Origin of the sequence: Flavobacterium jumunjinense (genome assembly GCF_021650975.2) — a bacterium.
Taxonomy (GTDB): domain Bacteria; phylum Bacteroidota; class Bacteroidia; order Flavobacteriales; family Flavobacteriaceae; genus Flavobacterium; species Flavobacterium jumunjinense.
In genome coordinates this window covers 4,603,414-4,618,048 of record NZ_CP091285.1, presented here as the reverse complement: position 1 = coordinate 4,618,048, position 14,635 = coordinate 4,603,414, and the positions used below count along the sequence as shown (strand labels likewise).

At 35.9% G+C, this 14,635-nt stretch carries 10 protein-coding genes, 2 tRNA genes and 2 rRNA genes; 13 read left to right on the top strand and 1 reads right to left on the bottom strand.

All coding sequences use genetic code 11. From position 1 onward, the window contains the following. Window positions 1-14: 14 nt before the first annotated feature. The 5 genes from ftsY (at window position 15) to L2Z92_RS20995 (ending at window position 3,785) form a co-directional block, all read left to right on the top strand. Window positions 15-968, top strand: a complete 954-nt coding sequence (gene ftsY, locus L2Z92_RS21015; protein WP_236456750.1) for a signal recognition particle-docking protein FtsY — start codon at window positions 15-17, stop codon at window positions 966-968. Window positions 969-1,017: 49 nt separating this feature from the next. After that, window positions 1,018-1,680, top strand: coding sequence for a hypothetical protein (locus tag L2Z92_RS21010; protein ID WP_265210621.1), 663 nt, complete (start codon window positions 1,018-1,020; stop codon window positions 1,678-1,680). A gap of 130 nt (window positions 1,681-1,810) precedes the next feature. Next, a complete protein-coding gene (locus tag L2Z92_RS21005; RefSeq protein ID WP_236456748.1) occupies window positions 1,811-2,404 on the top strand; it encodes a DUF1684 domain-containing protein in 594 nt (197 codons plus the stop codon). Next, window positions 2,404-3,051: a TatD family hydrolase gene (locus L2Z92_RS21000; protein ID WP_236456747.1), complete on the top strand. Its 648-nt coding sequence runs from the start codon at window positions 2,404-2,406 to the stop codon at window positions 3,049-3,051. The genes L2Z92_RS21005 and L2Z92_RS21000 overlap by 1 nt, the downstream gene beginning before the upstream one ends. A 17-nt stretch (window positions 3,052-3,068) precedes the next feature. Beyond that, complete coding sequence (locus L2Z92_RS20995) at window positions 3,069-3,785, top strand: tRNA threonylcarbamoyladenosine dehydratase (protein WP_236456746.1); 717 nt, start codon at window positions 3,069-3,071, stop codon at window positions 3,783-3,785. Between the two features lie 40 nt (window positions 3,786-3,825). Here the strand turns inward: L2Z92_RS20995 and L2Z92_RS20990 are convergent, their stop codons facing one another. Next, complete coding sequence (locus L2Z92_RS20990; RefSeq protein ID WP_236456745.1) at window positions 3,826-4,149, bottom strand: YbaB/EbfC family nucleoid-associated protein; 324 nt, start codon at window positions 4,147-4,149, stop codon at window positions 3,826-3,828. A 65-nt stretch (window positions 4,150-4,214) separates the two neighbouring features. Between L2Z92_RS20990 and L2Z92_RS20985 the strand changes: the two genes are divergently transcribed. From L2Z92_RS20985 to L2Z92_RS20945, 8 genes are all read left to right on the top strand, one after another. Continuing rightward, a complete protein-coding gene (locus tag L2Z92_RS20985; protein ID WP_236456744.1) occupies window positions 4,215-6,347 on the top strand; it encodes a S9 family peptidase in 2,133 nt (710 codons plus the stop codon). Window positions 6,348-6,423: 76 nt separating this feature from the next. Continuing rightward, window positions 6,424-7,464, top strand: coding sequence for a PLP-dependent cysteine synthase family protein (locus L2Z92_RS20980; RefSeq protein ID WP_236456743.1), 1,041 nt, complete (start codon window positions 6,424-6,426; stop codon window positions 7,462-7,464). 114 nt (window positions 7,465-7,578) lie between these two features. Continuing rightward, window positions 7,579-8,169 carry a TetR/AcrR family transcriptional regulator gene (locus tag L2Z92_RS20970; RefSeq protein ID WP_319800387.1) on the top strand — a complete coding sequence of 197 codons (591 nt, stop codon included), beginning with the start codon at window positions 7,579-7,581 and terminating at the stop codon, window positions 8,167-8,169. A gap of 50 nt (window positions 8,170-8,219) precedes the next feature. Next, window positions 8,220-9,062 (top strand): alpha/beta hydrolase, encoded by an 843-nt coding sequence (locus L2Z92_RS20965; RefSeq protein WP_236456741.1) that lies wholly within the window; start codon window positions 8,220-8,222, stop codon window positions 9,060-9,062. A gap of 685 nt (window positions 9,063-9,747) precedes the next feature. Continuing rightward, window positions 9,748-11,263 (top strand): 16S ribosomal RNA (locus L2Z92_RS20960). Window positions 11,264-11,345: 82 nt separating this feature from the next. Further along, a tRNA-Ile gene (locus tag L2Z92_RS20955) sits at window positions 11,346-11,419 on the top strand. Between the two features lie 98 nt (window positions 11,420-11,517). Continuing rightward, window positions 11,518-11,594 (top strand) — tRNA-Ala (locus tag L2Z92_RS20950). 112 nt (window positions 11,595-11,706) lie between these two features. Beyond that, window positions 11,707-14,588 (top strand): 23S ribosomal RNA (locus tag L2Z92_RS20945). Together the 16S and 23S rRNA genes with 2 tRNA genes alongside form the textbook arrangement of a ribosomal RNA operon. Window positions 14,589-14,635: the final 47 nt, after the last annotated feature.

Below are 14,635 nucleotides of genomic sequence, written 5' to 3'. Positions count from 1 at the left end.
TAAGTATTATAAAAATGAATTTTTTTAGAAAAATTTTCTCTTCAGAAAAAAAGGAGACTTTAGATAAAGGTTTAGAGAAATCTAAAACTACTTTTTTTTCAAAATTAACTAAAGCTGTTGCCGGAAAATCGACTGTTGATGATGAAGTTTTAGATAGTCTTGAAGAAATTTTAGTTTCTTCTGATGTTGGAGTAAATACAACATTAAAAATTATTGAGCGAATAGAGAAAAGAGTAGCTTCTGATAAATATTTAGGAACCGAAGAGTTAAATCAAATTCTTAGGGAAGAAATAGCAAGCTTGCTTTCAGAAAATAATACTGGAAATGACACAGATTTTTCTATTCCTTCAGGGAAAAAACCATATGTAATAATGGTTGTGGGTGTTAATGGTGTTGGTAAAACAACAACTATAGGAAAACTAGCTAACCAATTTAAAAAAGCAGGCTATAAAGTTGTTTTAGGGGCTGGAGATACTTTTAGAGCTGCTGCTATAGATCAATTACAAATCTGGGCAGATAGAGTAGGTGTGCCAATCGTTCGTCAGCAAATGGGTAGTGATCCTGCTTCTGTTGCATTCGACACCTTACAGTCTGCTGTTTCTCAAGATGCAGATGTGGTTATTATTGATACCGCTGGACGTTTGCATAATAAAGTGAATTTAATGAACGAACTTTCTAAGGTGAAGCGTGTAATGCAAAAAGTAGTAGGAGAAGCACCTCATGATGTAATGCTTGTTTTAGATGGTTCTACAGGACAAAATGCGTTCGAACAAGCAAAACAATTTACAGTTGCTACAGAAGTTACAAGTTTAGCAGTAACTAAATTAGATGGAACCGCAAAAGGAGGAGTTGTAATTGGTATTTCAGATCAATTTAAAATTCCTGTAAAATATATTGGAGTTGGTGAAGGAATTGATGATTTGCAAGTTTTTAACAAATATGAATTTGTAGATTCTTTCTTTAAATAATTAGTAATGTAAATTTGAGATGAAGTTTTTCAGTTTGTTCTTCTTTTTTATGAGTTGGATTTCTCTTAATTCGAATGGAAAAAACGATAATTGCTTTTTGTTAGAGAATTATAATGAAGTGAAAACAGCAATAAGGAATGAAAAACTTAAACTATTAACGGATAAAGCAGATTTTGCTGCAATTTCGATTGCTTTTGAAAATAATTTAGTTAACAAAATATTTCCCTTTTGGTATGGTACTAAATGGTCTTTTGAAGGATATTCGAATGTGCCAAATCAAGGAGAAATTGCATGTGGTTATTTCGTTTCAACTACTTTAAAACATATTGGAATTAATGTTAATCGATATATGTTAGCACAACAGCTACCTATTAATGAAGCGTATAGTTTGTCACTCTCAAATGAGGTAATAAATATTAAAGGAGCTAGTTTTTTTGATGTTAAAGATGAGTTTTATGAAGCTATAAGTGATGGGGTTTATTTTATAGGAATTAATAGAAATCATGTGGGTTTTATTTACCGAAATGCAAATAAAATTTATATAATTCATTCAAATTACTTTTCTGGTTTTGTTGAAAAAGAGCTAATAGAAGAATCTCAAGTATTGCAAATGTTTAGTAATTTTTATTTAGTGCCAATATCATCGAATAAAGAGTTAATGTCAAGTTGGATTAATAATAAAGAGGTAAAAGTAGTAACATCTTATAAATAAGTTGTTTTCACAATTAAATATATAGAGAACACTTTGGTAAGTGTTCTTTTTTTTATACTTATTCTTAGAAAGTACTCCTTTTTTTGTAGTCAACAATTAGAAAATATATATTTTTGTAAAAAAAAGAGTTATGTGTAAATATATCATTGCATTATTGTTTTTGAAATCTTCTTTTGCTCAGAATAATGATGTGAATGATGTCTATGAGTTTCAGAGGCAAATGAATGAAGAGTTTTCGGATTCATTGAAAAGTCCATTAACAAATGAAGATAGGATTCTTTTCGAAACCTTAGATTTTTATCCAATTAACAAAAAGTTCATTGTAGAAGCTAAATTTGTTTTAGCTAAAAAGCAAAAAGCATTTAAAATGAAAACATCAACAGATAGAACGCCAATGTATAAGAAATATGGTGAGTTTCATTTTGAAATAGAAGGTGATAAATTTGTTTTAAATGTGTATCAAAATATAGAACTATCAAGACGACCTGGCTTTAAGGATTATCTGTTTCTTCCTTTTTCAGATTTAACAAGTGGAAAAGATAGTTATATTGGTGGTCGTTATATAGATATGCGTATTCCTGATTCAGATAAGGTAATTATTAATTTTAATAAAGCCTATAATCCTTACTGTGCTTATAATTATAAATATTCTTGTCCAATTGTTCCTTTGGAAAACGATTTGAATATTGCAATAGAAGCTGGTGTTAAAAAATTTCATGATTAATGCGCTTTATTAACTTACATACACATTCAGATTCTAATGATGATTTGGTTTTAGAAGTAGTGAATCAATATCCTTGGGAATTTGATGATGAAATAGCTAAATATTCTATTGGTGTTCATCCGTGGTATATCGATGAAGATAGGTTAATTTCTGATTTAAAATGTATTGAAGTGAAATTGAATTTAACTGAATGCTTGGCTCTAGGTGAATGTGGATTGGATAAACGAATAGAAATACCATTGGATAAGCAAGTGCAAGTTTTTAAATCGCAAATCGAATTGGTAAAAAAAACGTCTAAGCCAGTAATAATACATTGTGTGTCAGCTTTTCAAGAAATGATTGCGATAAAAAAAGAAATGCAGATTAAAAATCCAATGATAATTCATGGCTTTTCTAAAAACAGTCAAGTTGCAAAATCACTTTTAGATAACGGGTTTTATCTGTCATTTGGTAAATATTTGTTGCGTAACCCCGAATTGGCGTTAGTTTTTAAAAATATTCCTAATGATAGGTTTTTCTTAGAAACAGACACAATTGAAGAAGGTATAATCGAAGTTTATGAGAGAGCGAGTATTATAAAGAATATACATATAGAGGAATTAAAAAAAAATGTAGCTAATAACTTTAGCTCAGTATTTAAACAATAAATTTTAAGTAAAATAGAATGGCAAAGTGGCAAGAAAGAGCAGAATTATTATTTAAAGAAGAAGGAATGAATAAGTTGGCCAATGCAAATGTGTTGGTTGTTGGTCTAGGTGGAGTAGGTAGTTTTGCTGCTGAATTTTTAGTAAGAGCAGGAATTGGTAGTATGACAATTGTAGATGGTGATATAGTAGATATAACAAATATCAATAGACAATTACCAGCATTACACTCTACAATAGATCAGCCGAAAGTTAAAATTGTTGGTGATCGATTGTTAGATATTAATCCAGAATTAAAATTGACAAGAATAGAAGAATTTTTGTCTCCCGAAAGAGCATTTGAAATTGTTACTTCAGAATTTGACTATGTGTTAGATTGTATTGATAGTGTTACACCAAAATTAAACCTTATACTTGCTGCAAAGCGAAAAAAAGTTAAAGTAATAAGTAATATGGGGGCAGGTGGAAAATGCGAATCTAGTAAAGTACGTGTTCGAGATATAAGTAAAACAGAATATTGTCCGCTTGCTAAAAATATACGCAAGCGTTTGAAGTCAGAAGGAATAAATAAAGGAGTGAAAGCGGTATACTCTATTGAAATTCCTGATCCTGAAAGTTTAAAACTTACTGATGGTAAAAACTATAAAAAATCATTTTATGGAACAAATAGTTGGATGCCAGCCTTGTTTGGTCTGCATGCAGCAGAAGCGGTAGTAAAGTACTTAGTTAAGAAATAAAAAAAAGGATAGCAAAATGATAATGCTATCCTTTTTTAAATTATTTAAACATATCCATTCCAGGAATGTTTGGCATGCCTTCTTTTGCAACGGCACCTAATTCAGCATCATTTACGTTTGTTGCTTTTTCTATTGCCTTGTTTAAAATAGTTACTAAATAATCTTCAAGCATTTCCTTGTCTTGTAGTAGATCATCACTCACAGTTATAGATTTAATTTTTCGATTCGCTGTTAAAGTAACTTCTAATAAACCATCACTGCTTTTCTCATCTATAAGAACAGTATCAAGTCTTTTCTTAGTTGCTTCTACTTTTTCTTGGGTTTCTTTTATTTTACCCATCATACCCATTATATCTCCAAACATAGATTTTAATTTTTTTATTGTTGCAAAAATAGTAAATTAGCTGTTAACTTTAAATGTATAATTTCATGAAAAAAATTCCATACTTTGTTTTCATTTCTCTTACATTTGTCACTTCATGTAAAGATAAAAAAGAAGAAATGAAATCAGATGTTCAACCACCTATTGCTAAGATAGTTCCTCATAATTTAGAAAAACACGGAGATATTCGTACAGACAATTACTTTTGGTTAAATGACAGAGAAAATAAAGAAGTAATAGATTATTTGAATAAAGAGAATGATTATTATGAAAAAATGACTGCGCATACAAAAGAATTGCAGGGTGATTTGTTTAAAGAAATGAAAGCCCGAATTAAAGAAGATGATACTTCAGTTCCTTATTTTTATAATGGTTATTATTATATAACTCGTTTTGAAACAGGAAAAGATTATCCAATATACTCTCGTAAAAAAGGAAGTCTAGAAGCGAAAGAAGAAATTATGTTCGATTGTAACGAATTAGCGAAAGGGCAAGCTTATTTTAGTTTAAATGGACTAAGTGTTAGTGAAGATAATCAATGGGCGACTTTTGGAGTAGATTTAGTTTCAAGAAGGCAATATACAATTAGAGTTAAAAATTTAATCACAGGTGATATTTTGCCTGAAGAAATTGAAAACACTACCGGTGGTACAACATGGGCTAGTGATAATAAAACAGTATTCTATACTAAAAAAGATCCAAAAACATTACGTTCAGACATGATTTATAAGCATGTTCTGAAATCAGATGTTAAGAAAGATGAATTAGTTTATCATGAAAAAGATGATACATTCGCTACTTTTGTTTATAAAGATAAATCAAAAAAATATATTGTAATTGGTTCTTCAAGTACACTAACAACAGAATATCAATTTTTAGAAGCAAATAATCCTAATGGAGAATTTAGACTGTTTCAAAAAAGAACTAGAGGTTTAGAGTATAGTATTTCTCATTTTGGAGATAATTTTTATATAGTGACAAATAAGGATAAAGCGACTAACTTTAAATTAATGAAAACAAATGAGAAAGCTACATCTAAAGAAAATTGGATAGAAGTTATTCCTCATAGAGATGATGTCTTGTTGGAAGGTGTAGATATATTTAAAGATTTTTTAGTAGTTGAAGAACGTTCAAATGGATTAAATAAAATTCAAATTAGGCCTTGGAGCGGTGAAGGAGCTTATTATTTACCTTTTGAAAGTGAGACATATACAGCTTATACAACTACCAATCCAGATTTTGATACTGAAATATTGCGTTATGCTTATCAATCATTAATAACACCATCTTCGGTTATTGATTTTAATATGAAAACTAAAGCAAAAGTTGTTTTAAAGCAACAGGAAGTTTTAGGAGGTAAGTTTGATAAGAATAATTACGTTGAAGAAAGAATTTGGGCAACTGCAACAGATGGAACAAAAGTGCCAATTTCTATGGTTTATAGAAAAGGATTAAAGAAAGATGGTTCAAATCCATTTTTATTATATGCTTATGGATCATATGGTGCTTCAATGGATCCTTATTTTTCAACTACCCGTTTAAGTCTTTTAGATAGAGGATTTGTTTATGCAATTGCGCATATTAGAGGAGGAGAAGACTTAGGAAGACAATGGTATGAAGATGGTAAGTTGTTAAAAAAGAAAAATACTTTTACAGACTTTATTGATTGCTCAAAGTATGTAATTGCACAAAAATACACATCTCCAGAGCATTTATACGCAGAAGGTGGTTCAGCTGGTGGTTTATTGATGGGCGCAATTGTAAATATGGCTCCAGAATTGTATAATGGCGTAATTGCACAAGTGCCTTTCGTAGATGTTGTAACAACAATGTTGGACGATACGATACCGTTAACTACAGGAGAATATGATGAATGGGGTAATCCGAACGAAAAAGAATACTATGATTACATGAAATCTTATTCACCTTATGATAATGTAAAAGTTCAATCTTATCCAAATATGTATGTTTCTACTGGTCTTCATGACTCACAAGTACAATATTGGGAGCCTGCAAAGTGGGTTGCTAAGATAAGAGCATTAAAAAATAATGATAAATTATTATTCATGCATACTAATATGGATGCGGGTCATGGTGGTGCTTCAGGACGTTTTGAAGCACTGAAAGATCTGGCTAAAGAATTTAGTTTTTTGTTAGATTTAGAGAAAATTAAGCAGTAGTTAAATTTTTTTGTTAAATTTGCAAGGTTTTGGGGCTTAAAAAAAAGAGACATCACTCCCCACTAATATAGTTTTTATGAAAGAAGAAATAAATGCCTACAATAATATTTTAGAATTAATTGGTAATACACCTCTAATTAAATTAAATAGAGTAACCGAAAATATAGAAGGTAATTTTTATGCTAAAGTAGAAGCTTTTAATCCAGGGCACTCTACAAAAGATAGAATTGCACTATATATAATCAATGAGGCAGAGCGAAGAGGGATTCTAAGTCCTGGTGATACTATAATAGAAACAACATCTGGTAATACGGGTTTTAGTTTAGCTATGGTTAGTATTATTAAAGGGTATGATTGTATTCTAGCTGTGAGTTCTAAGTCATCAAAAGATAAAATAGATATGTTGCGTGCTATGGGTGCAAAAGTATATGTTTGTCCTGCACATGTGTCTGCGGATGATGAGCGTTCATACTATAATGTAGCTAAGCGTTTGCATGAAGAGACAAAAGGATCTATATATATAAACCAATATTTCAATGATTTAAATATAGATGCTCATTATAAAACAACTGGTCCAGAAATTTGGGAACAAACAAAAGGGAGAATTACGCATTTAGTTGCTTGTAGTGGAACTGGTGGGACTATTTCGGGTACAGCTCGTTTTTTAAAAGAGAAAAATCCGAATATTAAAATACTTGGAGTAGATGCTTTTGGTTCGGTTTTGAAAAAATATCATGAGACTAATGAATTTGATAGTAAAGAAATTTATCCATATAGAATTGAAGGTTTAGGGAAGAATTTAATTCCTACAGCTACAGATTTTGATATGATTGATACTTTTATGAAGGTTTCAGATGAAGATAGCGCTCATACAGCTAGAGAAATAGTAAGAAAAGAAGGGTTGTTTGTTGGTTATACATCTGGAGCTGCAATGCAAGCTATTAAACAATTTGGCGAAGAAGGAGAATTTACAGCAGAAAGTAATGTTGTTGTAATTTTTCCAGATCATGGTTCTCGTTATATGAGTAAAGTTTTTAGTGATGAGTGGATGAGAGATCAAGGTTTCTTTGATAGTGTAAACAATGAAGAAGCGCAAAAAATAGAAATTATCAAATAATTTTTGATTTATATAATAAGAAAAACTCTGAGGAAACTCAGAGTTTTTTTTTGTTTAGAATAATTTTTCAGTTTAAATAATTGTTTTTTAGATACCAATTGGTATCTTTGTTAAGTGAGAAAATCAGATTTTACAAAAAGCCGAATTATAATAGAATCAAGTAACTTGTTTAATACGCAAGGTTATAAAAGTACGTCTTTAAGTGAGATAACTGAAGCAAGTGGTTATACAAAAGGAGCGATTTATAGACATTTCGAAAATAAAGAAGCGTTAGAAATTGAATCTTTGGAATATATGTCAAAATTGGTTTTAAAAACATTGAGTGAGAGTATAAAAAAAGAGAATAATGTTTTTGATAAATTGAACGCGCTTTTTGATTTCTTCTGTTCCTATACAAATGAGCCAATAATTAAAGGAGGTTGTCCTTTGCTTAATGCAGCTATAGAAGTTGATGAAACAGAAACGATTTTAAAATTTAAAGCAAAAACTTTCTTAAATGCTATTAAAATTTCAATCAATAAGTTATTGTTAAATGGAATAAAGTATAATCAACTAAAATCAGACTTAGATGTTGAAGCATTTTCAACGGTAATTATTGCAAGTTTAGAAGGTGCGATAATGATGAGTAAGCTAAGTAACACAAATACAGATTTAAGACTGGTAACAAAACATCTTAAAAATTATATAGAATCATATAGAAAGTAGGTTTTTTTTAAATAAAAAGATACCAATCGGTATCATTAAAAGGATAAGAAATGAAGAAAATAATAATTAAATCAACAGGGTTTTATCTAAATACATTGGCCTATGTAAATCCAGGGCTGCTAAAGCGTAAAGGATATGAGTTATTCTGCAATCCATTAAGTAAAAAAGTGCAACCACATCACTTGGCGTTTCTTCAAACAGCAGAAATGTTTAATTTTAATTTTGAAGAAAAAAAAATGCAAGCATATAAATGGGGGAATGGTTCGAAAAAAGTAATATTAATGCATGGGTGGGCAAGTAATACATTCAGGTGGAGGAAAATAATAGAGAAGCTAATCCAAGATGATTTTACGGTTTATGCTTTTGATGCTCCAGGTCACGGATTATCAGAAGGAAAGTTGTTGAACCTTTTAATTTACAAGAACTGTTTAGAGGTATTCTTGAAAAATGTTGAAAAAATAGATTATGCAATTGCTCATTCTGTGGGAGGTTTTGCGCTTCAGTATATGCTTTATGATAATAAAACTTCTGGTATAAAAAAAGCTGTGGTTATGGGTGCGCCTGGAGAAGCAGATGATTTTTTTGTTTTTTACAAAGAGTTGTTGTCTTTGAGTAAGAAATCAATACGTTTAATAATAGAACAGTTTGAAAATAAATTAGGAAATCAACCATCATTTTTTTCAGCTAAGAGGTTTGCTAAAGAAATTGATATACCTGTTTTGTTAATTCATGATAAATACGATAAGGATACTAATCCAAATTATACAGAGCAATTATCCAAATTAATTAAAAATAATACCTTAATAATGACAGAAGGATTAGGTCATAATCTAAAATCTAAAGAGCTAGATAATCAAATAATAGATTTTATTAATGAGTATTCTTTAAATTAATCTATATAAAGGAGTAAAAAAATGTAGTATATATATAAGGAGCAGAAGTAAAAGATTAGAAACACTTTTCGTCCCGCTATTCGCGCTACGTGGTAGCTAGCTTCTATCGTTGCTATAAAAGAAGATTAGTATTTGATAAGAAGAAAAAAGTTTGTTGTGTAAGTATTTGATTTTCAGAACAGCTGAAATTATATTAAAAAATAGTTAAGAAAAGATTAGGAAACTCGCAAAAAGTGGCTACTTTTGCACCCGCATAACCGCAGAAGTTCTTAGATATATATTGATGATTACAACGTAAAGTTGAGGCTTAAAAAAAGAGTAATTTTTTTTCAAAAAAGCTTGTCAGAAATAAAAAACTAATTATCTTTGCACCCCGCGAAACAAGCGAAGTTCATTTATATATTGAGTAAGCTTTATTTGATAAAAAAAAAATAATTTTTTTTATCAAATAAAGCTTGCGAGATTAAAAAGAAGGTTGTAGTTTTGCACTCGCTAACTGAGATACTGAAAAGCTTTTGAGATATAGAGTTTTAGGGGGTTAAAGAAAGTGAAGGTTATAAAACAAGAATGACACGTTCATAGACATATTGAATTGACAGCATAATTTAAAGTGATTTAAATTATAAAATAAGAGAGTAAAGGCGAATTAAATACAAAAGCTAGAATCGTACAATATAAAAAATATACGATGAAGAGTTTGATCCTGGCTCAGGATGAACGCTAGCGGCAGGCCTAACACATGCAAGTCGAGGGGTATAGTTCTTCGGAACTAGAGACCGGCGCACGGGTGCGTAACGCGTATGCAATCTGCCTTGTACAGAGGGATAGCCCAGAGAAATTTGGATTAATACCTCATAGTGTTATTGAATGGCATCATTTGATAACTAAAGTTCCAACGGTACAAGATGAGCATGCGTCCCATTAGTTAGTTGGTAAGGTAACGGCTTACCAAGACAATGATGGGTAGGGGTCCTGAGAGGGAGATCCCCCACACTGGTACTGAGACACGGACCAGACTCCTACGGGAGGCAGCAGTGAGGAATATTGGACAATGGGCGCAAGCCTGATCCAGCCATGCCGCGTGCAGGATGACTGCCCTATGGGTTGTAAACTGCTTTTATACAGGAAGAAACACTGCTACGTGTAGCAGCTTGACGGTACTGTAGGAATAAGGATCGGCTAACTCCGTGCCAGCAGCCGCGGTAATACGGAGGATCCAAGCGTTATCCGGAATCATTGGGTTTAAAGGGTCCGTAGGCGGCCTTATAAGTCAGTGGTGAAATCTCCTAGCTCAACTAGGAAACTGCCATTGATACTGTAGGGCTTGAATTTTTAGGAAGTAACTAGAATATGTAGTGTAGCGGTGAAATGCTTAGATATTACATGGAATACCAATTGCGAAGGCAGGTTACTACTAATGGATTGACGCTGATGGACGAAAGCGTGGGTAGCGAACAGGATTAGATACCCTGGTAGTCCACGCCGTAAACGATGGATACTAGCTGTTCGGTTTTCGGACTGAGTGGCTAAGCGAAAGTGATAAGTATCCCACCTGGGGAGTACGCACGCAAGTGTGAAACTCAAAGGAATTGACGGGGGCCCGCACAAGCGGTGGAGCATGTGGTTTAATTCGATGATACGCGAGGAACCTTACCAGGGCTTAAATGGGAGACGACAGGACTGGAAACAGTTTTTTCTTCGGACGTCTTTCAAGGTGCTGCATGGTTGTCGTCAGCTCGTGCCGTGAGGTGTCAGGTTAAGTCCTATAACGAGCGCAACCCCTGTCGTTAGTTGCCAGCGAGTGATGTCGGGAACTCTAACGAGACTGCCGGTGCAAACCGCGAGGAAGGTGGGGATGACGTCAAATCATCACGGCCCTTACGTCCTGGGCCACACACGTGCTACAATGGCCGGTACAGAGAGCAGCTACTAGGCGACTAGATGCGAATCTTCAAAACCGGTCTCAGTTCGGATCGGAGTCTGCAACTCGACTCCGTGAAGCTGGAATCGCTAGTAATCGGATATCAGCCATGATCCGGTGAATACGTTCCCGGGCCTTGTACACACCGCCCGTCAAGCCATGGAAGCTGGGGGTACCTGAAGTCGGTGACCGCAAGGAGCTGCCTAGGGTAAAACTGGTAACTAGGGCTAAGTCGTAACAAGGTAGCCGTACCGGAAGGTGCGGCTGGAACACCTCCTTTCTAGAGAAAGATTTTAGAATTTGTAGATTTGTTTTTATTCTCGCTGTTAGTTCAAATAATATAATAAAACTTAAAGAAACAGAGTCTCGTAGCTCAGCTGGTTAGAGTACTACACTGATAATGTAGGGGTCGGCAGTTCGAGTCTGCCCGGGACTACTATTTTGGGAAAGTTTTATTAAAAGGAAATTTTAGAGGTTGAGTGAAGCCGTTTTAAGTACTGTTAACTGAAGAACTGTTAACTTAGCGCTAAAAATGGGGGATTAGCTCAGCTGGCTAGAGCGCCTGCCTTGCACGCAGGAGGTCATCGGTTCGACTCCGATATTCTCCACCACGGCTTAAAAAGCCACAAGTTCATTGACATATTGAGAAAAGAAAAATATAAAAATATAATAGAAAGCACAAATTTTGGGTGTTATATTTCGTATAACATTTAAATAAAAGTACAATAAGCAAAATAAGGGCGTATGGGGAATGCCTAGGCTCTCAGAGGCGATGAAGGACGTGATAAGCTGCGAAAAGCTACGGGGATTGGCACACACGAATTGATCCGTAGATATCCGAATGGGGCAACCCACTATGTTGAAGACATAGTACTCCTACGGGAGAGTAAACCCGCTGAACTGAAACATCTAAGTAGGCGGAGGAGAAGAAAACAAAAGTGATTCCGTAAGTAGTGGCGAGCGAACGCGGATTAGCCCAAACCAGTGTTGTTACGGCAATACTGGGGTTGTAGGACTGCGATATTCTATGCGGATTGAATTAGAATAACCTGGAAAGGTTAACCAAAGAAGGTGATAGTCCTGTATAGGTAAGAGAAGATATAGATAGCAGTATCCTGAGTAGCGCGGGGCACGTGAAACCCTGTGTGAATCTGCCGGGACCATCCGGTAAGGCTAAATACTCCTGAGAGACCGATAGTGAACCAGTACCGTGAGGGAAAGGTGAAAAGAACCGTGAATAACGGAGTGAAATAGATCCTGAAACCATACGCTTACAAGCGGTCGGAGCCCTTTCGTGGGGTGACGGCGTGCCTTTTGCATAATGAGCCTACGAGTTACCGTTGCTGGCAAGGATAAGTGGTTAAGCCACGGATCCGTAGCGAAAGCGAGTCTGAATAGGGCGCTTTAGTCAGTAATGGTAGACGCGAAACCGTGTGATCTACCCATGGGCAGGATGAAGCTTTGTTAACCCAAAGTGGAGGTCCGAACCCGTTGACGTTGAAAAGTCTTGGGATGACCTGTGGGTAGGGGTGAAAGGCCAATCAAACTCGGAAATAGCTCGTACTCCCCGAAATGCATTTAGGTGCAGCGCTGAAATAGTTATATAGAGGTAGAGCTACTGATTGGATGCGGGGGTTTCACCACCTACCAATTCCTGACAAACTCCGAATGCTATATAATGATTTTCATCAGTGAGGGCATGGGTGCTAAGGTCCATGTCCGAGAGGGAAAGAACCCAGACCATCAGCTAAGGTCCCCAAATGTATGCTAAGTTGAAATAACGCGGTTTGTCTGCATAGACAGCTAGGATGTTGGCTTGGAAGCAGCCATTCATTTAAAGAGTGCGTAACAGCTCACTAGTCGAGCGGACGAGCATGGATAATAATCGGGCATAAGTATACTACCGAAGCTATGGATTTGTAAAATATTACAAGTGGTAGGGGAGCATTCTAAACTGGGTCGAAGGTGATATGTGAGTATTGCTGGACTGTTTAGAAAAGAAAATGTAGGCATAAGTAACGATAATGCGGGCGAGAAACCCGCACACCGAAAAACTAAGGTTTCCACAGCTATGCTAATCAGCTGTGGGTTAGTCGGGTCCTAAGGCGAATCCGAAAGGAACAGTCGATGGATAACGGGTTAATATTCCCGTACTACTTATAATTGTGATGGAATGACGGAGTGATGAAAGCACCACGAACTGACGGAATAGTTCGTTGAAGTACCTAGCTATATTCTCTATAGGCAAATCCGTAGAGAATGGCGAAATACGATAGTACTCGGAGTCTTCGGACAAAGGGATAGTGTGCCTAAGGGCTTCCAAGAAAAGTTTCTAAACTTAGATTATAAGTACCCGTACCGTAAACCGACACAGGTAGTTGAGGAGAGAATCCTAAGGTGCTCGAGAGATTCATGGCTAAGGAATTAGGCAAAATAGACCTGTAACTTCGGGAGAAAGGTCGCCAGCAGCAATGCTGGCCGCAGTGAAAAGGTCCAGGCGACTGTTTATCAAAAACACAGGGCTCTGCAAAATCGTAAGATGAAGTATAGGGCCTGACACCTGCCCGGTGCTGGAAGGTTAAGAGGAGATGTTATCTTCGGAGAAGCATTGAATTGAAGCCCCAGTAAACGGCGGCCGTAACTATAACGGTCCTAAGGTAGCGAAATTCCTTGTCGGGTAAGTTCCGACCTGCACGAATGGTGTAACGATCTGGACACTGTCTCAGCCATGAGCTCGGTGAAATTGTAGTAGCGGTGAAGATGCCGCTTACCCGCAGTGGGACGAAAAGACCCTGTGCACCTTTACTATAGCTTAATATTGACCTTGGACACGTGATGTGTAGGATAGGTGGGAGACTTTGAAGTGGCGTCGCTAGGCGTTGTGGAGTCATTGTTGAAATACCACCCTTTGCTTGTCTGAGGCCTAACCCCGCTTAAGTGGGGGACATTGTTTGGTGGGTAGTTTGACTGGGGTGGTCGCCTCCAAAAGAGTAACGGAGGCTTCTAAAGGTTCCCTCAGCACGCTTGGTAACCGTGCGTAGAGTGCAATGGTATAAGGGAGCTTGACTGAGAGACATACAGGTCGATCAGGTACGAAAGTAGAGCATAGTGATCCGGTGGTTCCGCATGGAAGGGCCATCGCTCAAAGGATAAAAGGTACGCCGGGGATAACAGGCTGATCTCCCCCAAGAGCTCATATCGACGGGGGGGTTTGGCACCTCGATGTCGGCTCGTCACATCCTGGGGCTGGAGAAGGTCCCAAGGGTTGGGCTGTTCGCCCATTAAAGTGGCACGCGAGCTGGGTTCAGAACGTCGTGAGACAGTTCGGTCTCTATCTACTGTGGGCGTTAGAAATTTGAATGGATCTGATTCTAGTACGAGAGGACCGAATTGGACAAACCTCTGGTGTATCTGTTGTTCCGCCAGGAGCACTGCAGAGTAGCTACGTTTGGAAGGGATAAGCGCTGAAAGCATATAAGCGCGAAACCCACCATAAGATGAGATTTCTTTTAAGGGTCGTGGAAGATGACCACGTTGATAGGCTATAGATGTAAAGGCAGTAATGTCATAGTCAAGTAGTACTAATAACCCGTAAGCTTATGTACGAATTTCCTGCTCCGCAAGGAGCAGGGATGCACTTTCTATAGAATAA